This window comes from Flavobacterium sp. LS1P28, assembly GCF_003970335.1.
In the GTDB taxonomy this organism is placed as follows: Bacteria; Bacteroidota; Bacteroidia; order Flavobacteriales; family Flavobacteriaceae; genus Flavobacterium.
In genome coordinates this window covers 141728-163467 of the sequence record NZ_RYDI01000003.1, presented here as the reverse complement: position 1 = coordinate 163467, position 21740 = coordinate 141728, and the positions used below count along the sequence as shown (strand labels likewise).

At 35.7% G+C, this 21740-nt stretch carries 15 protein-coding genes; 7 read left to right on the top strand and 8 right to left on the bottom strand.

The genetic code is table 11. The features are described 5' to 3' along the window. Window positions 1-470: 470 nt before the first annotated feature. On the top strand, window positions 471-1019 hold the full coding sequence (locus EKL97_RS04575; protein WP_126564400.1) for a PepSY-associated TM helix domain-containing protein: 549 nt from the start codon (window positions 471-473) through the stop codon (window positions 1017-1019). A gap of 91 nt (window positions 1020-1110) precedes the next feature. On the opposite strand, the gene EKL97_RS04570 is transcribed toward EKL97_RS04575, so the two are convergent. Continuing rightward, a complete protein-coding gene (locus EKL97_RS04570; protein WP_126568305.1) occupies window positions 1111-3804 on the bottom strand; it encodes a valine--tRNA ligase in 2694 nt (897 codons plus the stop codon). Window positions 3805-4021: 217 nt separating this feature from the next. Here EKL97_RS04570 and EKL97_RS04565 point away from each other — a divergent pair, with 217 nt between their 5' ends. Next, window positions 4022-4408 (top strand): DUF1573 domain-containing protein, encoded by a 387-nt coding sequence (locus EKL97_RS04565; protein WP_126568268.1) that lies wholly within the window; start codon window positions 4022-4024, stop codon window positions 4406-4408. A gap of 198 nt (window positions 4409-4606) precedes the next feature. Here EKL97_RS04565 and EKL97_RS04560 read toward each other — a convergent pair whose 3' ends face one another. After that, on the bottom strand, window positions 4607-5935 hold the full coding sequence (locus tag EKL97_RS04560; RefSeq protein ID WP_126568266.1) for a PDZ domain-containing protein: 1329 nt from the start codon (window positions 5933-5935) through the stop codon (window positions 4607-4609). A gap of 127 nt (window positions 5936-6062) precedes the next feature. On the opposite strand from EKL97_RS04560, the gene EKL97_RS04555 reads away from it, so the two are divergent. From EKL97_RS04555 to lgt, 5 genes are all read left to right on the top strand, one after another. Then, window positions 6063-7268 (top strand): pyridoxal phosphate-dependent aminotransferase, encoded by a 1206-nt coding sequence (locus EKL97_RS04555; RefSeq protein ID WP_126461023.1) that lies wholly within the window; start codon window positions 6063-6065, stop codon window positions 7266-7268. Between the two features lie 225 nt (window positions 7269-7493). Next, window positions 7494-8165, top strand: coding sequence for a GTP cyclohydrolase I FolE (gene folE / locus EKL97_RS04550; RefSeq protein ID WP_126461026.1), 672 nt, complete (start codon window positions 7494-7496; stop codon window positions 8163-8165). A 141-nt stretch (window positions 8166-8306) separates the two neighbouring features. Continuing rightward, window positions 8307-9785, top strand: coding sequence for a cysteine--tRNA ligase (gene cysS / locus EKL97_RS04545; protein ID WP_126555582.1), 1479 nt, complete (start codon window positions 8307-8309; stop codon window positions 9783-9785). 75 nt (window positions 9786-9860) lie between these two features. Beyond that, window positions 9861-10118, top strand: a complete 258-nt coding sequence (gene yidD, locus EKL97_RS04540) for a membrane protein insertion efficiency factor YidD (RefSeq protein ID WP_126461032.1) — start codon at window positions 9861-9863, stop codon at window positions 10116-10118. A 54-nt stretch (window positions 10119-10172) separates the two neighbouring features. Then, complete coding sequence (lgt, locus tag EKL97_RS04535; protein WP_126454092.1) at window positions 10173-11126, top strand: prolipoprotein diacylglyceryl transferase; 954 nt, start codon at window positions 10173-10175, stop codon at window positions 11124-11126. A 59-nt stretch (window positions 11127-11185) separates the two neighbouring features. On the opposite strand, the gene EKL97_RS04530 is transcribed toward lgt, so the two are convergent. The 6 genes from EKL97_RS04530 to EKL97_RS04505 all read right to left on the bottom strand — a co-directional run bounded on the left by EKL97_RS04530 (window position 11186) and on the right by EKL97_RS04505 (window position 21717). Further along, window positions 11186-11794 carry an acyloxyacyl hydrolase gene (locus tag EKL97_RS04530; RefSeq protein ID WP_233588548.1) on the bottom strand — a complete coding sequence of 203 codons (609 nt, stop codon included), beginning with the start codon at window positions 11792-11794 and terminating at the stop codon, window positions 11186-11188. 140 nt (window positions 11795-11934) lie between these two features. After that, window positions 11935-14907, bottom strand: coding sequence for a protein translocase subunit SecDF (secDF, locus tag EKL97_RS04525; protein ID WP_126568265.1), 2973 nt, complete (start codon window positions 14905-14907; stop codon window positions 11935-11937). 226 nt (window positions 14908-15133) lie between these two features. Continuing rightward, window positions 15134-16069: a malate dehydrogenase gene (mdh, locus tag EKL97_RS04520; RefSeq protein WP_126461042.1), complete on the bottom strand. Its 936-nt coding sequence runs from the start codon at window positions 16067-16069 to the stop codon at window positions 15134-15136. 85 nt (window positions 16070-16154) lie between these two features. Continuing rightward, on the bottom strand, window positions 16155-18098 hold the full coding sequence (gene gyrB, locus EKL97_RS04515; RefSeq protein WP_126461045.1) for a DNA topoisomerase (ATP-hydrolyzing) subunit B: 1944 nt from the start codon (window positions 18096-18098) through the stop codon (window positions 16155-16157). A 184-nt stretch (window positions 18099-18282) separates the two neighbouring features. Beyond that, window positions 18283-19899 carry an asparagine synthase B gene (asnB, locus tag EKL97_RS04510; RefSeq protein ID WP_126461048.1) on the bottom strand — a complete coding sequence of 539 codons (1617 nt, stop codon included), beginning with the start codon at window positions 19897-19899 and terminating at the stop codon, window positions 18283-18285. A gap of 192 nt (window positions 19900-20091) precedes the next feature. After that, window positions 20092-21717 carry an amidohydrolase gene (locus EKL97_RS04505; protein WP_126568263.1) on the bottom strand — a complete coding sequence of 542 codons (1626 nt, stop codon included), beginning with the start codon at window positions 21715-21717 and terminating at the stop codon, window positions 20092-20094. Between the last annotated feature and the right edge of the window lie 23 nt (window positions 21718-21740).

The window sequence follows — 21740 nt, the reverse complement described above, 5'->3', positions numbered from 1 at the left end:
AAACTGCATTACAATACATTAAAAAATATTTAAATTATTATCCATATTTAATCTAAATAAGTTTTGTTAAATCAAATTCAGATTCTATATTTGCATCGTTATTTTTAATAATTCCAAATAAAGATTTATGAGAAACTTTTTAATACCCACTTTAACCTTATTTTTCAGCATAAGTGGCTTTGCACAAGAAACTGCACACATAATTGAAAATTTCTAAATCTTTTGGTACAAGCGGCAGTCTTGTAGTAGAGGATATTTTAGCAAGAACAACATAACATACAGCCAATTTGAGTTTTTTTTTGCAGATTGTCAAATATTACAAATGTTTTGAATTATACCGTACATGAAAATTACAGTGTAAACCCAACAGCACCTCGTCAAGTGATGACCAGCTTAAAATATAAATTCTAATTAAACCTTTTACCAAATAAAAAGTCTGATTCATAATTCAAAACCTAAAATTCAAACCCATGATGAAAATAAAAGCAAGAAATTTACACCGTGATTTAGGGTATTTCTATATCGGATTAATTGTTTCTTTTGCCATCTCAGGACTTATGATGAACCACAGAGAATACTGGCATCCGGAAAAATACACTACCGAAACCAAGGCTATCCAAGTAAAAGTTTTTGCTGAAAATGAAATTAATGAAAAATTTGCTGAAGATTTAGGCAAACAATTGGGCATCGATGATAAAATGAGACGTCAAATGGTAAAAAAAGGAACCTTTAAAATTTCTTTTGAAAAACACGATGTCGAAATTGACCTGAAAACTGGAAAAGGAGAAATTGTTTCCTTCTCTAAAACGCCAATTATCAGCCAAACGATGAAATTGCATAAAAACACCTCTAATTTTTGGATTTATTATTCTGATATTTTTGCGATCAGCTTAATCATTATTGCCTTAACAGGAACGGTTATGATTAAAGCCGGAAAATTCAGTTGGAAAAACAGGGGTTGGAAACTGGCCGTTGCCGGAATTATATTTCCGTTATTATTCTTGTTTTTATTTGGCTAAATTTCTGCTTCAATCCTACTAAACTAAGTTGACTTAAAAAAGAACCCGACCCATATTGAAAATGGGTCGGGTTTATATATTTTGACTAAGTCTATTTTAAACCCGCCAAACTGTGCTCGATAGTTTCCATTTTTGCCAGAGCATCTGCTTCTTTTTGTCTTTCGTTGGCTAAAACTTTCTCCGGTGCACCAGCCACAAATTTCTCGTTGGCTAGTTTATTTTGTACTGATTTCAAGAAACCTTGCGTATAGACTAACTCCGCCGTCAGTTTAGCAATTTCAGCTTGTACGTCAATATTTCCGGTGATTGGGATGAAATATTCATTCGATTTGACACGGAAAGACAAGGCGCCATCCACTTTATCCAAAACATATTCTAAGGAAGTCAAGTTTCCTAATTTAGTCACCACCGAATCAAAATAAGCCGAAGTATTGTCATTATTGACAATTTTAAATTTAATCGCATCTTTAAACGGAATATTCTTGTCTTTACGGATCGTACGAATTCCGGAAATAACCTCCATTGTGTTTTCAAAATCAGCAATTAAACGGGAATCAAACGGTTTTATTTCTGGCCAAGTCGAAACGATTAATGCTTCATCTGTAGTTCTTTCGGCAAGAATTTGCCAAATTTCCTCTGTCAGGAACGGCATAAACGGATGCAATAATTTTAAATTATTTTCAAGCATTGCTATGGCTTTCGCCAAAGTAACGCTGTCAATTGGCTGTTGGTACGCCGGTTTTATCATTTCCAGGAACCAAGAGCAGAAATCATCCCAAACCAGTTTGTAAATTCCCATTAAAGCTTCGGAAATTCTGTATTTTTCGAAATTGTCTTCGATTTCTAGAAGTGTTTGTTGCAACTTGGCTTCATACCATTCGATTGCTACTTTTGAAGATTCCGGTTGTGGAATCGTTTCCGAAACTTCCCAACCTTTGATCAATTTAAAGGCATTCCAAATTTTATTGGTGAATGCTTTTCCTTGGTTGCACAATTCTTCGTCAAACATAATGTCATTCCCGGCAGAAGCGCTCAAAAGCAATCCAACCCGAACACCATCGGCACCAAATTTTTCTATTAAGTCTAAAGGATCCGGCGAATTCCCTAATGATTTAGACATTTTACGTCTTTGTTTGTCACGAACTAAACCAGTCAAATAAACATTTGTAAAAGGTTTTTTTCCTGTGTACTCATATCCTGCAATAATCATTCTCGCTACCCAGAAAAACAAAATATCCGGACCAGTTACTAAATCATTGGTTGGATAATAGTATTTAAAGTCTTCACTTTCCGGATTCATTATACCTCCAAAAACGGACATTGGCCATAGCCAAGACGAGAACCAAGTGTCAAGAGCGTCAACATCTTGCTTTAAATCTTTTGTTTCAAGTTTAAGGTTTAAAGTTTTCTCTCTCGCTAACTTTAGAGCGTCTTCAATATTTTCAGCGACCACGAAATCCTCTTTTCCGTCGCCATAGAAATAGGCCGGAATTTGTTGTCCCCACCACAATTGACGCGAAATATTCCAATCGCGAATGTTGTTTAGCCAATGGGCGTACGTATTGTTAAAACGTGCTGGATGCAATTTAATTTCGCCATCAACCAATACGGATTGAATTGCCGGTTTTACCAAATCTTCCATTTTCAAGAACCATTGGTCTGATAAACGAGGCTCGATAACTGCTTTGGTTCTTTCCGAAGTACCTACTTTATTTAAGTGTGTTTCTGTTTTTGCTAAAGCACCTATAGTCCCTAGTTCTTTTGCAATTTCTTCACGAACCACAAAACGATCTTTCCCTTGGTAATGCAAACCAAAACTATTCATCGTTGCATCTTCGTTGAAAATATCAATAATCTCCAAATTATGCTTTTCTCCCAATGCCTTGTCATTCATGTCGTGAGCCGGGGTCACTTTCAAACAACCAGTACCAAATTCTATGTCTACATAGTCATCTTCGATAATAGGAATTACTCTTCCGCAAATAGGGACAATCGCCTTCTTCCCTTTTAAATGAGCAAAACGTTCGTCATTTGGATTAATACAAATGGCGCTATCTCCAAAAATAGTTTCCGGACGCGTGGTTGCTATTGTCAGAAATTCCTCCCCCAAACCCTCCGAAGGAGGGGAGTTAAAAGTTTCAGCTCCCTCTCCTTCGGAGAGGGCTGGGGTGAGGATTTTATACTGTATATAATATAATTTTCCCTGTTGTTCTTCAAAAATTACTTCTTCATCAGACAAAGTCGTTTTGGCTTCCGGATCCCAGTTCACCATTCGGTATCCTCGATAAATCAAACCTTTGTTGTATAAATCTACAAAAGAACGAATCACTGAGGCTGACATATCAGGATCCATGGTGAATTTTGTTCGATCCCAATCACATGAACAGCCCAATTGTTTGAGTTGTTCCAGAATTACACCGCCATATTTATCCGTCCATTCCCAGGCATGCGCCAAAAATTCTTCACGTGTTAAATCATTTTTATGGATTCCTTCAGCTTTTAATTTGGCTACCACCTTAGCTTCTGTAGCTATTGAGGCATGATCCGTTCCCGGAACCCAGCACGCATTGAACCCTTTAAGACGCGCTCTTCTTATTAATACATCTTGAATAGTATTGTTCAACATGTGTCCCATGTGTAAAACTCCAGTCACATTAGGCGGTGGAATTACGATAGTATATGGTGTTCTATGATCCGGCTCTGAGTGAAAATAATTATTTTTCATCCAGTAGTCATACCACTTATTCTCAATAGTTTTAGCGTCAAATTGTGCAGGAATAATCATTTTATTGTGGGTCATTTAATCGTTAAATTCAATTGTTTGTTGGTTCCGTTAAACCAATAACCAGATCAACAAATACCCTTGTAGACTTTGGTCTGATATTTGTAATTCTGATAGGGCACAAAAGTAAATAATTAAGTAGACTATAAAAAGGGAAATAAAAATTTGTGCGTTAATTAAAACAAAGTATATTTACTTTAATGAATTTAAAAAAATGAAAATGAAAAAAATACTAATTTTATTTGCATTCACATTAATTAGCACCGTAGGATTTGCTCAAAATGGCCCTAAAATTGAATTTTCTGCAAAAGACAATACAATCGATTATGGGAGGGTTACCAAAAATGATAATGGAACCCGTAATTTTATTTTTACGAACACTGGAAATGCGCCATTACTTATTACAAATGTACTTTCTACTTGTGGGTGCACCATTCCAACAAAACCAACCGAGCCAATTATGCCGGGAAAAACAGGAAAAATATCCATAAAATACAATATGGCTCCCGGACCAATTAGAAAAACAATAACTGTTGAATCGAATGCCGTGAATTACGATTCCGGGAGAGTCGCTTTAAAAATAAAAGGGGAAGTGGTTGCAAATTAAATCACGCAATTGTGATTTATTTAAAACAAGGAGATACCCTGTTTTCTCAGACTTTCGCGTTAAGGAGCCAATGGACAAAAACACTATTCCTCTAAATCCAATGTGTCCTATTTGATTTTTACCCGACCTACTTGATGGATTTAAATTCCATGTGTACACATCAATACGCTTCCTGAAACCCTCTGGAGGCGTTTTTTGTTAGAGAAAATCCTGTAACTGAAATCTAAATTTCAGAATCTGACTGTTTCTTTCCACTTCCAATGTTATCCATTTTTCCTCCTCAGATCTAAAGAGAGAATTAACTTTTTGCAACGAATATCTATAAGCAGGAGCGTTATTGATTAAAATAATAATATCGCCTTTTTGTACTCCTGAATTTGCTGCTGGCGAATTATTTCTAACATTTGCGATCTCATAAATAGGCTTTAATTGGAATTTATATTTAAAGTCATTGAGTACTTTAGTTTCGCCTGACTCATTATATTTTGGTAACAAAGGGACGGTTTCCATCCGAACAGTTTCCTGAACCCACTGTAATCCGTTGTGCTGGATCTCTACTCCGCTTTTATTGTATGCAAAAGGATCGTTGTAAAGACTATTTTTTTTTACATACATTTCTTTTTTAGGGTAATTAAAAATAACGGTAAATCTTTTCATAATCTCTCCTCCTACTGATCCCATCCGATCAGGAACCATAGTAACATTCCTAATTGAAGTAGAGTCCGGGAAAGCTACTATTGGATTATTAAATACAAACTGATTCATTGCGAATTTTTGAATTCTGGCTCTTTTTCCTTCAACATCACCACTAAATCCTCTGCCCAAAAAATCAGCAAAATTTTTCGGGGGAACTTTAAGAAATTCTGAGCGATCCTGAAACAACCATATTGCATCACTATTTCCTATATCAATCAGCAACTTGACCACCAGTTCCTTATTATTCAACAACACCGTACTTTTTAAATACGGCTTTGATTTCTCGATAGCGATAGGAATAGTTTTGAACTTTCTATCTATTTTTTTTCTATTTTTAGCGGTATCGCTATAGACTATAACTCTCTTTTTAGAGTAATTAATTTCAACCAGATTATTTCTAAAAAACTGAAATCCTATAATTCCGTTTACAGGAATCCCAATATGAGAGGATAAATTAAAATCCTGATTCAAAACAATATAAACCAAATGATCCGCATACAACATGCTGCCGAATTGCAATATATTATTGGTCGATTTCAATCCCTCGACCGCCTCTTGACTCCCTAATCCTCTTAATAGTACTTTTTCAGCGTTAAAAAAACGAACTTCTTTTTTTTCTTCCAAACTAAATAATATGGTCTCTTCTACACCGGAATCCAATAAAAAATTCAATTCTACTCCATTCACTTTTATAGGCAGAAGCACTAGATTATTGATCAACTTGAAAGGCACACTAATTTTGTCTCCGTTTTTTTCAAACTGAAATCCTTGCTGCGCCAAAACACTGTATATCGAGAAGATTAAAAAAAATAAATTTAGCGTTCTTTTCATTGTGCTAGCTTTTTATAAAAATACTAAAAATATAAAACAAAACCTTGTTTTATATGATATATCCGGGCATAAATTGTGATAAATTCGAAAAAAAAATCGCAAATTTGCAATTCAATAATTTAAAACTATGCCAACAATATCAAATAAAGGCAAACAAATGCCTGAATCACCAATACGAAAATTGGTTCCCTACTCTGAAATAGCGAAAAATAAAGGCCACAAAGTATACCATTTAAACATTGGCCAACCCGATATCAGAACTCCTGAAGTTGCTATGAATGCGGTTAAAAATATAGATTTAACTATTTTAGAATACAGCCATTCCGCCGGGAATGAAAGCTATAGAAAAAAATTAGCTGCCTATTATACAAATCAAGGAATTCCTGTACATATTGAAGATATTATAATCTCCACCGGAGGATCTGAAGCCTTGATGTTTGCTATAGGCAGCACGATGGATCATGGTGATGAGATCATTATTCCGGAACCATTTTATGCAAATTATAATGGATTTTCAACCGCATCAGGAGTTTCTGTAGTTCCAGTAATCTCGAGTATTGAAACCGGCTTTGCATTACCGGCCGTAGCTGATTTTGAAAAGCTGATTACGCCAAAAACAAAAGCGATCCTGATTTGTAATCCAGGAAATCCAACAGGTTATTTATATTCAAAAGAAGAAATCATGCAACTGGCTGCCTTAGTCAAAAAACATGATTTATTTCTAATTTCTGATGAAGTATATCGTGAATTTACTTATGATGGTGATGTCCATTATTCAGTAATGAATGTTCCCGGGCTTGAAGAACATGCAATCATGATTGATTCTGTTTCAAAAAGATACAGCATGTGCGGTGCCAGAATAGGATGCATTGTTTCTAAAAACAAGGAACTGATGGCTACTGCAATGAAATTTGCACAAGCAAGATTAAGTCCACCAACGATTGAACAGATTGCAAGCGAAGCTGCTCTTGACACTCCACAAAGTTATTTTGACGAAGTAATTTCAGAATATAGAGAACGCAGAGACACTTTGATTGAAGAATTAAATAAAATAGATGGTGTTATTGTAAGCAAACCAAAAGGGGCTTTTTATTGTATTGCGCAACTACCAGTTGCTAATGCCGATGCTTTTGCGCAATGGCTATTAGAAAGTTATGACCTAAATGGAGAAACAGTAATGGTAGCGCCAGCAGCCGGTTTTTACTCTACTACGGGAATGGGATTAAATCAGGTTCGAATTGCTTATGTTTTAAAGAAAGAAGATTTAATTAGCGCAGTACGAATCCTGAAAGCAGCGATTCCTGTTTATAATGCGACACTAACGAAAGTATAATCAAACACATTTTGGTAGACATCCCCTTTAGGGAACCGGAACTATTTTATAAAAGGCAGTAACGAGTTCGTTATTGCCTTTTCTTTTTAGATCCAAAAAAGAGAGTATAACGGGCGGCTGAACCAATAAAGTAGTCTTAAATAGTAGGAGCGATAGAAATTTTTTAATTTTTATTATTTACCTTTACCCCTTAAATATTTACACCAACAATAATAGTTGCTTTTAATGATAAAAAACGAAGAATTTCAAGACGAAATAGGAGAAAACCATATTAGTTTATCCGCAAAAAATCCAGTACGAGATGATGCTTTTGTCATTTCTGATGAGGAAAAAATTGAAAAAATAAAAAAGGACGTGGAGAGCATTCTAATCACACTTGGAATGGACTTGACCGATGATAGTTTAAAAGGCACGCCCAATCGTGTTGCCAAAATGTTTGTAAAGGAAATTTTTGGCGGTTTAAATCCTGCTAAAAAACCAAAAGCATCTACATTTGACAATAATTACAAGTACGGTGAAATGTTAGTTGAAAAAAATATCATCGTATATTCTACCTGTGAACATCATTTATTACCAATTATAGGAAGAGCGCATGTGGCTTATATTTCAAACGGCAGAGTTATTGGTTTGTCTAAAATGAACCGTATCGTAGAATATTATGCTAAAAGACCTCAGGTTCAGGAGCGCTTAACCATGCAAATTGTTCAGGAATTACAAATCGCATTAGGTACAGAAGATGTAGCCTGTGTAATCGATGCCAAGCACCTTTGTGTAAATTCAAGAGGAATCAGTGATATTGAAAGTAGTACCGTAACCTCTGAATTTGGCGGAAAATTTAAAGATAGTGTCACTCGCAGAGAGTTTTTAGATTACATTAAATTAGAAACTAAGTTCTAGTCCTCTCCCCGACCCTCTGCAAAGGAGAGGGAGCCCAGCTTGGTAAGATCAGAACAAGATTACAACAATTATTAATAACGCATTCACGTCTCAACTCCCTTCCCTTTGGGAGGGCTGGGGTGGGGAAAACAATAATCTACAATGCCATTATACAATAGCCAAAATCTAAAAATATACAATTCTCTTTCAGGAGAAAAAGAAATTTTCAAACCTATTCATGAAGGAAATGTAGGAATGTATGTTTGTGGACCTACAGTTTACAGCAATGTACATCTTGGAAATGTGCGTACCTTTATGTCTTTTGACGTGATTTTTAGGTATTTTTTGCATTTAGAATACAAAGTACGCTACGTTAGAAACATTACGGATGTGGGGCATATTGTGGACGATGTGGATGAAGGTGAGGATAAAATTGCCAAAAAAGCACGTCTGGAACAACTGGAACCAATGGAAGTAGTGCAACGCTATACGGTTGATTTTCATGAAATTCTGAATGCTTTTAACTTTTTGTCACCAAGTATCGAACCTACTGCAACGGGACATATTATTGAGCAAATTGAAATTATCAAAACCATAATTGAAAAAGGAATTGGTTATGAAGCCAATGGCTCTGTTTATTTTGATGTGGTAAAATTTAATGAAACCAATCATTACGGCAGATTAAGTGGCCGAAACATTGAGGATATGCTAGCCAATACCCGCGATCTTGACGGGCAAAGTGACAAGAGAAATCCACAGGATTTTGCGCTTTGGAAAAAAGCGGAAACTCAACATATTATGCGTTGGCCTTCGCCGTGGAGTGATGGATTTCCGGGATGGCATTTAGAATGTACTGCAATGAGCACTAAATACTTAGGTAATCATTTTGACATTCACGGTGGCGGAATGGATTTAAAGTTCCCGCATCATGAGTGTGAAATTGCACAAAACGAAGCCTGTACCGGTCAAACTCCGGTTAATTATTGGCTGCACGCCAATATGTTGACTTTGAACGGAAAAAAAATGGCAAAATCTACGGGAAATAATATTTTGCCAAGAGAAATATTGACTGGAGAAAACACCGTTTTAAGTAAAGCTTTTTCAGCATCAGTAGCACGATTTTTTATGCTCCAGGCGCATTACAGAAGTATTCTTGATTTTTCTGATGATGCCATTGTTGCTGCCGAAAAAGGATACAAACGATTGATGGAAGCGATGAATTCGTTGAAAGAAATCACTGTTCACACAAAAAGCACCGTTGACATTCCGGCTTGGAAACAAACCTGTTATGATGCAATGAATGACGATTTTAACACTCCTATTTTGATTGCGCAGTTGTTTGAAGGTGTACGTTTTATCAATTTACTAAAGGATGAAAAAGAGACCTTGAATGCGGAAGATTTAAACCATTTTGCAAAAACAATGCATGCATTTGCGTTTGACGTATTAGGATTAGAAGACGAAAAAGTCTCGGACAGCAATAACGAGAAGTTAGAAGGAACGGTCAATATGCTTATTGAAATGAGAAAACAAGCTCGCGACAATAAGAATTTTGCACTTTCTGATCAAATAAGGGATCAATTGATTGTATTAGGAATTCAGTTAAAAGATGGTAAAGAAGGAACTTCGTTTAGTATCTAGTCCGCTAAATACCGAAATCGATTACAACTGAAAAATAATTTTGAATAACAACAGAGAAGTTTTAATTTTAAAATCATGTTATCAAAAATCATCATTTACCCATTTTTACTATTGGTTCGTTTCTATCAAGTGGCCATTTCACCCTTTACACCTGCGGCTTGTAGATTTGAACCCACGTGCTCCTCGTATATGATTGAAGCTTTACAAACCCACGGTTTGTTTTATGGCGGTTTTTTAGGTATAAAACGTGTTTTTAGTTGCCATCCTTGGGGAAAAACCGGCTATGATCCGGTTCCCAAAAAATCATGTACGCATAAAGATTCTCTTTTTTAATACGAATTTTACATTTAATCTCTATTTTTACGTCAAACATATAAAATACAATACATGACACACGCTTTAAACATCGTTTGGAATCCATCAGAAGGAATTGATTTAGGCTTTTTTATCATTCGTTATTACAGTTTAATGTTTGTAATTGCTTTTGGATTAGGCTGGTATATTATGAAAAATATCTTTGATCGTGAAGGGGAATCAATAGAAAAATTAGATTCGTTATTTATCTGGACTGTATTAGCGACCTTACTTGGTGCACGTTTGGGTCACGTTTTCTTTTACGATTGGGAGTATTATCGCAATCATTTATTGGAAATTTTTATGCCAATACGAGAAAATCCAAACGAAACGATTTTATACATTATAAAAGGATGGGAATTCACAGGTTTTCAAGGTTTAGCAAGTCATGGTGCTGCCATATCAATAATTATTGCTATGTATTTTTACAGTAAAAATATATTGAAAAAACCCCAGTTATGGATTTTGGACCGGGTGGTTATTCCTGTTGCAAGCGGTGCTATTTTCGTCAGATTGGGTAACTTTTTTAATTCGGAGATTATTGGTCATAAAACGACTTCTGACTTTGGAATAAAATTCTTGAAAGACCATTTTAGTGCTATGGACGCGGTCAATGCGACTCAAATACCCAATCCTCAAGCTGCGTACTCAGCCATTGCGAACGACCCTAAATTTGTCTCTTTACTGGAACAAGTTCCGGTAAGACATCCTACTCAATTGTACGAGGCATTCTGTTATATTTTTGTTTTTGCAGTCTTATTTTTCCTGTATTGGAAAACCGAAAAAAGAAGGTATACCGGATTTATATTTGGTATGTTCCTGGTTCTTTTATTTACAGTCCGTTTTATAGTAGAATCTGTTAAGGAAAGTCAAGGCGGTTTTGAAAGTGCTTTAGGTTTATTTTCAACCGGACAATGGCTTAGTATCCCCTTTATTCTTATAGGACTGTATTTTATTCTTACGTCAGAAAAAGAAATAACAAACTAAATAACAATACGTTACAACAAAAAAAAGCGTTAGCTGCATCTTAGTAGCTAACGCTTTCTTTATAACGAAAAGGAGATCCCAAAGTCAATGTTTTTAGTCGTATATCCCGCATTGGTTTTCTGTAATCCCCCATTAGACACATGACGAATATTTGGTCTTACGTCTAAAGTCACACCCTTAAACCTAAAAGTAAATCCTACCGCTAAAACATCTGAAAAGGCAAAACCTTTGGATAGTCGTTCCGTTTCTGTATCTATAATCATTGGACCTATGCTCCCTAAAACATAAATACTCGCCGATTTAAAGACTGGTTTTCGCATTAAAAAGCCAAGATTAAGAACGTACTCTTTTACATCTTTTAGCTTTGTATAGCGCTCCCGTTTTGCAATATAATCCGGATCATCAGGCTCCACAAAATAAATATTTAGGAGTTGATGGCTTGCAAAATTAATTTCTGGCTGAAGCACTAGTGCGTATTTAAAATTCTTCGTTTGTTTTACAACATAATAAAATTGCACCTTATAAGACTGATTTGTAAAGGTATAATTTCTGTTTTTAAATTCATTTCCTATTCCATACGAAAAACCCAAATCAACTTTACTTGCCTTTTCTTGGGCATAAAATGGAATTATACAAAGGACTAAAACTAAAATAACTAATACTTTCATCCGCATAACTACTAGTATTTTCGTTTATCTGATTATACAGTTTTCAAAAAAGGAATTAAAATCATGTTTAAAGTTACAAATAAAAAAAGAGATTCAACTTTCGCTAAATCTCTTTTTTTAATTGGTATAAAAAGCTGTTTCTAGTTTTCTAGATGCGCCTTTTCGACTCTGTCTTTATCTTCTTTTGAGATGGTGTCTACAAGTACTGGTGTTGCAATAAACAATGAAGAGTATGTCCCTACAATGATACCAACTAACATAGCAAATATAAATCCTCTGATAGATTCTCCTCCAAAAATAAACATGATCAACAACACCACAATCATCGTCAAAGAGGTATTGATAGTTCTTGACATCGTTGTATTAATAGATTGATTTACGATTTCAGAGAAAGAACCTTTAGTTTTTCCGGCTAAATATTCACGAACCCTGTCAAATACAATAACTGTATCATTCATAGAATACCCAATAACGGTTAGAATCGCAGCAATAAAATGCTGATCGATTTCCATACCAAAAGGCATAAATTTATAGCACAATGAATAAATTCCTAACACAAAAATAACATCGTGGGCAACAGCAGCAATCGCTCCTAAACTGTATTGCCATTTTCTATAACTGATCATCAAATATAAAAACACGATTGCCATTGCTCCAAGAACCGCCCAATAAGCATTGGTTTTAATATCTTCAGCAACTGTTGGCCCTACTTTAGACGCTTGTAAAATACCGAGTTTTTTACCATCATAAGCATTAACAAATTTATCATACGTCATATCAGCTGAAAAATGTTGTTTTAAAGTAGTAAACAATAATTTATTTACTTCTTCGTCTGCTTTGATTCCTGGCTCTTCCACTTTGTATTTAGTGGTAATTTTCAATTGATTATCACTACCAAAAACTTTTACTTCGGCACTACCATCAAAAACTTCCGCTAGCTCTGCTTTTACTGTTTCAGTTTCAATTGCTTTTTCAAAACGCACCTGAAAAGTTCGTCCTCCTACAAAGTCGACTCCTTCATCAAGACCATTAATAGCTAATGACGTAAAACTGATGATAACAATAATACTAGAAAATAAATACGTCCATTTTTTAACTCCTAAGAAATTAAAATTAAAATTGACAAACATATTTTTAGAGAAATTAGTAACAAACGTCAAATTGTTCTTTTTACTAATGTTCCAGTCAATAAAGATTCGTGCAATAAAAATTGAAGTAAACAATGAGGTTATAATACCGATTAATAACGTAGTAGCAAACCCCTTAATTGGCCCTGAACCAAAAATGAACAATACAGCTCCGGTCAAAATATGCGTTACATTGGCATCCGTAATAGAGGACATTGCTCCTCTCCAGCTGTAGGAAGTTTTAACCGCTTCTTCTAGTGTTTTACCCGCACGCAACTCTTCTTTTGCTCTTTCGTAGATAATGATATTCGCATCAACAGCTGTTCCCATTGTCAATACGATACCTGCAATACCTGGCAATGTAAGAACTGCACCAATACTTGCTAAAATTCCGAATAAGAAAAGTAAGTTAACCGCTAATGCAATATTAGCATACCAACCTGCTCTGCCGTAATAAATCATCATCCAGAGTGACACTAAAAGCAATCCTAACAAAGCAGAATTAGTCCCGTTATCAATTGCTTCCTGACCTAAGGATGGCCCTACCACTTCTGACTGAACAATATCTGCGGCAGCCGGTAATTTACCTGCTCTCAATACATTTGCTAAATCTTTAGTTTCTGTAACATCAAAAGCTCCTGAAATTTCAGATCTACCTCCTGAAATTGGACCTGTTGAAACTCCTGGTGCAGAATACACCACATCATCAAGAACAATAGCAATATTACTTTTTTGAGTGTATGCTCTACCTGTTAATTCTTCCCATGCTTTTGCACCTTGTCCGTTCATTTGCATTGAAACTGCTGGTTTACCTGATTGGTCAAAGGTATCACTTGCATCTGTAACCACACCACCAGCCATTGCCGGTACATTGTCTCGGTTTCCTTTTAAAGCATATAATTCTACTGCTTCAACAGCTTTTGCTTTATCGTCTTTAATAGTCAAAGGTTTTCCCCAAACAAATTTCACATACCGTTGGTCTGCAGCCAATAAAACTCTAATATCCGCTCTTTTTAAATATCCGTTTACAACAGCCGTATCTTTTGGAGAGAAAAGTCCCAAAACTGGACCTCCACCTTGCCCAATGATTTTATCAAATAAAGGATTATTTCCTTTTTTTGCATCAGCTGAATCTTTACCATCCGAAAGCAAAGCGCTCAAAGAATCTTTCACAACGGGTTTAACTTCGGCAATATTGATTTCAGTTTTCTTCAATGACTCGTTAGCTGCCATCAAAAAATTACCAATTTCTTCTATTTTATATGTTTCCCAAAACTCTAGTTGAGCGGTACTTTGTAATAATCTTTTAATTCTGTCTACATCTTTAGCCCCTGGAAGTTCTACAAGAATTCTTCCCGTCTCCCCTAATTTTTGAATATTAGGTTGGGTAACACCAAATTTGTCTATACGCTCTCTCAATACACCAAAAGCACTTTCTACAGACTCATCTACTTTTCTTTTGATTACTTTTTCGACCTCAGCATCGGTCATTTGAAAATCGACTCCACCTTCACCTTGCAAACTTCTGTTTGCAAAAATATCAGGAGAAGCTAATTTTACGGTCCCTTTTGAATTCGCTTCAAAAGCATTAAAAAATGCATCTAAATAGGTTTGATTTCCTTTTAGATTTGCTGTTGCATCAGCCAAAGATTTATTAAAAACCGGATTTTTTGAGTTATTCGATAAACCTTTCAATATGTCTTTAACAGATATTTGAAGTATTACATTAATACCTCCTTCTAAGTCAAGACCTTTGTTGATTTGCTTATCACTTACTTCATTATAAGTAAAATTAGTAAACCCAAGGCTAAATACTTTTTCTTTACCGATAGAATCTAAATATTTAGCTTCTTTATCAGGGTTTCCACCCGCAAAAGATTTCGCATCATTTTTAATTTTGCTCGCGACAAAAGTGAACGAAAGTTGGTAAATACTTACCAATGCAAATAGAATTGCGAAAAATTTAATAAGTCCTTTATTCTGCATTATTACTGAAAATTAATTATTTTATATTTATTTATTTTTGCTTTAAACCTTATGAAAGAACACTTTACATTCGTTTTTTATATTATAAAAGAATATATCGAGCTACTTCATTTTTTTTAAACCGAGCAAATATATAATTAACGGTAAGATTAACCAATTTATTTATAGATTAATCTCAAGAAAAAGACTGCAAAGATGCAGTCTTCTCTTTTTTATATGTAAATTTTTATACCAAAATCGATTTTAAAGCGTCATTCATTTGTCTGACAGCGTCTGCACTTTTAGCAAATAAGGCTTTTTCAGCATCATTTAGTTTAATGTCAAGAATTTCTTCTACTCCATTTTTACCAATAATACACGGAACACCAATACAGATATCATCCTGACCATATTCTCCTTCAACGAAAACAGAACATGCAATCATTTTCTTTTGATCATTTAAAATACTATCCACCAAGAAAGCAACGGAAGCTCCTGGAGCATACCATGCCGATGTTCCAAGCAGTCCTGTAAGTGTAGCTCCACCAACCATTGTATCGGCAGCTACTTTTTGCAATTCCTCTTCCGATAGAAATTGTGAAACCGGAATTCCGTTATAAGATGCTAATCGTGTCAAAGGAATCATAGTAGTATCTCCGTGTCCCCCAATAACCATTGCTGAAATATCATTGGCCGGTTTGTCTAAAGCCAAAGACAAATACGTTCTAAAACGAGAACTGTCTAACGCTCCACCCATCCCAATAATTCTGTTTTTTGGTAATCCCGTAGATTTCAATGCCAAATATGTCATGGTATCCATAGGATTAGAAACGACCACTATAATAGTATCCGGTGAATGCTTCAATACATTTTCAGCAACCGTTTTCACGATTCCTGCATTAATTCCTATTAATTCTTCCCGAGTCATTCCTGGTTTTCTTGGAATTCCAGATGTAATTACCACTACATCACTTCCTGCTGTTTTAGCATAATCATTGGTAACACCTGATACTTTGGTATTAAAACCAGTATTGGTAGCACATTGCATGATATCTAACGCTTTTCCTTCAGCAAAACCTTCTCTAATATCCAATAGTACTACTTCGCTGGCAATTCCTCTATAAGAAATCACGTCCGCACATGTTGCTCCTACATTTCCTGCTCCTACAATGGTAACTTTCATATTTTAAAGTTTATTCGGTTATTTGTTAATTTGGTTACTTTTTTTGCGTTATTCTATTAGAATAAAAACGGATGATTACGTTACGTTACGCATCAATATTTGCGTAAACTGCATTTTTCTCAATAAATTCTCTTCGTGGTGGTACTTCATCACCCATTAACATTGAGAAAACTCTATCGGCTTCCGCCAAACTGTCAATAGTTACCTGACGCAATGTTCTAAAACTTGGATCCATTGTAGTTTCCCATAATTGCTCTGCGTTCATCTCTCCAAGACCTTTATAACGTTGAATTCCTGCACTTCCGCCCATTCTTTCATTTGCTTGATCACGTTGTAAATCATTCCATGCGTATTCTTTTTTGTTTCCTTTTTTAACCAAATACAAAGGCGGTGCGGCAATATATACGTGCCCTTGTTCGATTAATTCTTTCATAAATCTAAAGAAGAACGTCAAGATTAAAGTAGAAATATGACTACCATCGACATCGGCATCACACATAATGATTACTTTGTGGTAGCGTAATTTTTCGATATTCAATGCTTTGCTGTCTTCGGCAGTTCCTATTGTAACGCCTAGCGCAGTAAATATATTTCGAATCTCTTCGTTTTCAAAAACCTTGTGATGCATTGCTTTTTCTACGTTCAAAATCTTACCACGCAAAGGTAAAATAGCTTGAAACGCACGATCACGACCTTGTTTTGCGGTTCCTCCCGCCGAATCTCCCTCGACAAGGTATACTTCACATTTTGCTGGATCCTGTTCTGAACAATCTGATAATTTTCCTGGCAATCCACCGCCACCCATTACGGTTTTGCGTTGTACCATTTCACGTGCTTTTTTGGCTGCGTGACGTGCTTGTGCTGCAAGAATAACTTTTTGAACAATGATACGGGCATCATTTGGATTTTCTTCCAAATAGTTTTCAATCATCTCACTTACCGCTTGACTTACAGGAGAAACAACTTCTCTGTTCCCAAGTTTCGTTTTCGTTTGTCCTTCAAATTGTGGCTCCTGCACTTTTACCGAAATAATAGCGGTCAATCCTTCCCGGAAATCGTCTCCTGAAATATCAAATTTCAATTTGTCTAACATTCCAGAAGCATCCGCGTATTTCTTTAACGATCTTGTAAGACCGGTTCTAAAACCTTGCAAGTGCGTTCCTCCCTCATGCGTATTGATATTATTCACATACGAGAAAATATTTTCCGTATAGCTGGTATTGTAAATTAACGCCACCTCTACCGGAATTTCTCCTTTTTCATGATCCATAGAAATTACGTGCGCAATAATTGGCTCACGGTTCCCATCTAAGTAACGGATGTATTCTTTTAAACCTTCGTCAGAATGAAATACTTCTGAAACAAAATTTCCGTCTTTATCAAATTCTCTTTTATCCGTAAATGTAATCGTGATTCCTTTATTCAAATAAGATAATTCACGCATACGAGCCGATAAAGTATCATACGAATACTCAATAGTTTGGGTAAATATGCTTGGATCCGGATAAAAAGTAACAATTGTCCCTCTCTTAGTCGTTTCTCCAATTTGCTTAACCGGGTATAATGCTTTCCCTTTTTCGTATTCTTGTTCGTATATTTTACCATCACTACTGTGAACTGTAGCTCTCAAATGGTTTGACAATGCATTTACCACCGAAACCCCTACACCGTGAAGACCACCGGAAACTTTATACGAATCTTTGTCAAATTTTCCTCCGGCACCAATCTTGGTCATTACAACCTCTAATGCTGAAACCCCTTCTTTTTTATGAATTCCTACCGGAATACCACGCCCATTATCTTCAACAGAAACGGATCCATCTTCATTAATATCAACTATTATGGTATCACAATGGCCTCCCATTGCCTCATCAATAGAGTTATCCACAACCTCATACACTAAATGATGCAGACCTCGAACTCCCACATCTCCAATATACATCGAAGGACGCATCCTTACGTGTTCCATTCCTTCTAATGCCTGAATACTATCTGCTGAATAACTGTCCTTCTTGATTTCTTCGCTCATATATATTTTATTCTAAAAAAAATGTACTTTTTGTCTAACACGCAAATATATAAAAACGCAAATTATATAACCGTTAAATTCCCTTTTAAAGCCCTTAAGTTATTAACATTTGTTCATATAATTACAAAAAAACGCTCTCAAAATTGAGAGCGTTCTTCATTTATAAAAAATTTAAATTATTGTTTCAAACTACAACTCCTATTTTGGCAATTTCAGTATCTGCCTGAACGTGTGCCGCATTCGCTCTTCCGCTTGGATCAAGGTTTTCCTGCCATTTTGGAATCCACTTCCTAACCGTTTGTGCCGCACTTACTTGCGGATAATATTTATTAAATACCGACCTGTAAAAATACGCTTCTTTAGTTGTAGGAGAATTATACGGAAATTCAGCTACAGCTCCAGCTAATTGCTCATCCGTAACTTGCGTAGCACAATAATCAATTAATTCATCAATCCAATTGTATCCTACTCCATCCGAAAATTGTTCTTTTTGTCTCCACAAAACCTCTTCAGGCAGATACGGATTGTCTGGCGTATCAAATGCTTTTCTTAAAATGTATTTTTCTTTTCCATCGTACGTTTTAGGCATCTTTTCTTCTGCTTTGATGCGAATTGACACATCCAAAAACGCTTTGTCTAAAAACGGAACTCTGGTTTCTAATCCGTGCGCCATCGTTGATTTGTCCGCTCTTAACAAATCGGCGGTAAACAATTTCTGTACTCTTTCAATAGTTTCCTTTTGGAAATCCTCCGCCGAAGGTGCATTTCTAAAATACAAATATCCCCCAAAAATCTCATCGGCTCCTTCGCCTGAGAGCACCACTTTTACACCTAAATCCGTAATTGCTTTCGACAAGAAATACATTGGTGTACTTGCTCTAACCGAAGTCACGTCATACGTTTCTAAATGCCAGATTAATTTATCTAAGATTTTTATTCCTTCTGCAACAGTAAAATGAATTTCATGATGTTCAGTCCCTAAAAATTCCGCTACTTTTCTGGCAGCCGCAGCATCTGGCGCATCCGCATTTAATCCAATAGAAAATGATTGTAATTTTTTGCCGCTTTCCGCCAATAACCTAGAAGCAATTGCTGATGTTAATGAAGAATCCAATCCTCCTGAAAGCAACACTCCAATGGGTACATCGCTCATTAAACGCTTACGAGTTGCTTCAGTCAACGTTTCCCTGATTAAATCCAAATCTAATTCTTGGTCGGCTTTTAAATAATCTTCATATTCCGGTTTGTAATATTTCACAAAACCTGTTTTTTGAGTATAATAATGTCCCGGAGGAAAAGTAGAAAATGTTTTACACTGATCCGCAATAGGTTTCATTTCGGAGGAAAAATAGATCCTTCCTCTTTCGTCCAAACCATAATACAACGGTTTCACACCCATTGGATCTCTGCCGGCAATAAAATCATCGCCATCTACTACCACAAAAGCCCAGTCGCCATCCAGCATATTGCAAAAATCGTATCCAAACTCTTCGTACAAATGCACAATAACCTCTGAATCTGATTTGGTTCTAAAAGCATGCCTTTTCAACACACCATCTCTCAATTCCTGATGATTGTATATTTCGCCATTATGAACCATATAGGCCGTTTTTGTGCCTTGTATCGGTTGTTTTCCAGAATGTAAATCAATTATAGACAATCGTTCGTGACTTAAAATATGCCCTTTTTCAGTAACATGTAAATCACTTTCATCCGGACCACGATGCGTCATTCTTTTTGAAAGTGCTCCAAACAATTGTTCCTCTTTTCCTCTTCCGATAATGGCTAATATTCCGCACATAACTCTATATTTTTATTTTTTCCCAATTCTAAGTCGACAAATATGCAATAGCAGTTACAAATACAAAACACAATTATGATATTTAGTTACTATTTAAAACAAAAAAATACGTTTAACATCAAAAATGTAATTTAATTATCAGAAAAACCAAACCTACTATAATAACTATAACTCATAAACGCATCCGTTTAATTATTTGACTTTTTGACCTTTTAAATAGGTATTACTTGGTTTCATTTTTACTATCATATTCTCTTTCACCATAATTAAATCCTGGTCAAACATCACAAAATCAGCCCATTTTCCTACTTCCAGACTTCCTTTTTCTTTTTCTTCAAAATTAGAATAGGCAGCCCAAATAGTCATTCCTCTTAACGTTTCGGCTCTGGTCAACGCATTTTCCATTTGGAAACCACCTTTTGGATATTCCTTACTGTCTTTTCTGGCTACAGCAGCATGAAAAGTAAGCATCGGATTCACTTCCTCTACTGGGAAATCAGTTCCAAGAGCTACCATTCCAGCTTTTTGAAGTAATTTTTTATAAGCATATGCATTTTTCAATCTTGCTTTTCCCAATCTGTCTTCAGCCCAATACATATCAGATGTGGCATGCGTAGGTTGAACCGAAGGAATAATTCCAAATTTGAAATAGTCAAAATCCGCTTCACGCAAAACTTGAGCGTGCTCAATTTTCCATCTTCGGTCTTTTGTGCCTGTCAAAACTTCTCTGTAAATTTTCAAAATCACCGTATTTGCTGAATCGCCAATGGCATGTGTATTCAACTGAAAATTTGAAGCTGCAATTTGTCTAGCTACATCGCTTAATCCAGAAATTGGTGCCAACAAAGCGCCATATTCGCCTGGCTTGTCGGAATACGGTTTGTGCATGCACGCGCCACGCGAACCCAAAGCACCATCACCATACATTTTAAAGGAACGCACATTTAGATTATCTGTTTTATAAATTCCTTTTTTTAAGTATAAATCAATGTTTTTTTGATTTGCAGTAATCATTGCATATACATTAAGCTTCATCACTTTTGCCTTTTGCAAACTATCCATCAAGTGAATAATATCCGGATCCAATCCTGCATCATTTACGGTCGTCAATCCGTAATCAAACATCACTTTTTCGGCATCAAGCAAAGCGGCTATTTGTGTTTTACGAGTTGGTTTTGGAATTATTTTGAACACTAATTCCATTGGATTGTCTACTAAAATTCCCGTTGGCTCCCCGTTTGCAATTTCGATCTGACCACCATCAGCTTTCGTATCCTTTGTGATTCCTGCTAACTTCAAAGCTTTACTATTCACAATAATGGCATGACCGTCGATTCGATTTAAAACTACAGGAATATCAGGAAACGCAACATCTAAATCTGCTTTTGTTGGATATTTTTTGACTTTCCAATCGTTTTGATCCCAACCATTACCCACAATAAAGGTTGGATTTTTATCTTTTTGAAAAGCCTTTAAACGGGAAATTATTTCGTTCATGCTTTTGGTACCGCGCAAATCCGATTCCTGCAAGCTCAATCCATAGCTATAAAAATGGCAATGTGCATCAATCAGGCCTGGATAAATGAATTTGCCTTTCGCATCTATCGTATTCTTGGATTCATATTGTTTTGAAATTTCACCATTAGTCCCAATAGCGATAATTTTACCTTCATCGATTGCCATAGCCGAAGCTTTCTCAAAGGAGTTATTGACCGTGTAAATAGTGGCACCGGTAATAATGGTATCAACGGAAATCTTATTTTTTTGATCACACGAAATCAATAAAAATAAAACAAAGAATAAAGTAATATATCTCATAATAAACATTTTAGTTTTGCTAA

What these genes read in the sequence shown, in the direction of transcription:
- EKL97_RS04570 (WP_126568305.1), bottom strand. Translation starts at nt 3,804, where the DNA reads ATGATTATTCCTGCACAATTTGACGCTAAAACTATTGAGAATAAGTGG.
- secDF (WP_126568265.1), bottom strand. Translation starts at nt 14,907, where the DNA reads ATGCAGAATAAAGGACTTATTAAATTTTTCGCAATTCTATTTGCATTG.
- gyrB (WP_126461045.1), bottom strand. Translation starts at nt 18,098, where the DNA reads ATGAGCGAAGAAATCAAGAAGGACAGTTATTCAGCAGATAGTATTCAG.
- cysS (WP_126555582.1), top strand. Translation starts at nt 8,307, where the DNA reads ATGCCATTATACAATAGCCAAAATCTAAAAATATACAATTCTCTTTCA.
- folE (WP_126461026.1), top strand. Translation starts at nt 7,494, where the DNA reads ATGATAAAAAACGAAGAATTTCAAGACGAAATAGGAGAAAACCATATT.
- EKL97_RS04575 (WP_126564400.1), top strand. Translation starts at nt 471, where the DNA reads ATGATGAAAATAAAAGCAAGAAATTTACACCGTGATTTAGGGTATTTC.
- EKL97_RS04505 (WP_126568263.1), bottom strand. Translation starts at nt 21,717, where the DNA reads ATGAGATATATTACTTTATTCTTTGTTTTATTTTTATTGATTTCGTGT.
- EKL97_RS04555 (WP_126461023.1), top strand. Translation starts at nt 6,063, where the DNA reads ATGCCAACAATATCAAATAAAGGCAAACAAATGCCTGAATCACCAATA.
- EKL97_RS04565 (WP_126568268.1), top strand. Translation starts at nt 4,022, where the DNA reads ATGAAAAAAATACTAATTTTATTTGCATTCACATTAATTAGCACCGTA.
- EKL97_RS04530 (WP_233588548.1), bottom strand. Translation starts at nt 11,794, where the DNA reads ATGAAAGTATTAGTTATTTTAGTTTTAGTCCTTTGTATAATTCCATTT.
- EKL97_RS04560 (WP_126568266.1), bottom strand. Translation starts at nt 5,935, where the DNA reads ATGAAAAGAACGCTAAATTTATTTTTTTTAATCTTCTCGATATACAGT.
- asnB (WP_126461048.1), bottom strand. Translation starts at nt 19,899, where the DNA reads ATGTGCGGAATATTAGCCATTATCGGAAGAGGAAAAGAGGAACAATTG.
- lgt (WP_126454092.1), top strand. Translation starts at nt 10,173, where the DNA reads ATGACACACGCTTTAAACATCGTTTGGAATCCATCAGAAGGAATTGAT.
- yidD (WP_126461032.1), top strand. Translation starts at nt 9,861, where the DNA reads ATGTTATCAAAAATCATCATTTACCCATTTTTACTATTGGTTCGTTTC.
- mdh (WP_126461042.1), bottom strand. Translation starts at nt 16,069, where the DNA reads ATGAAAGTTACCATTGTAGGAGCAGGAAATGTAGGAGCAACATGTGCG.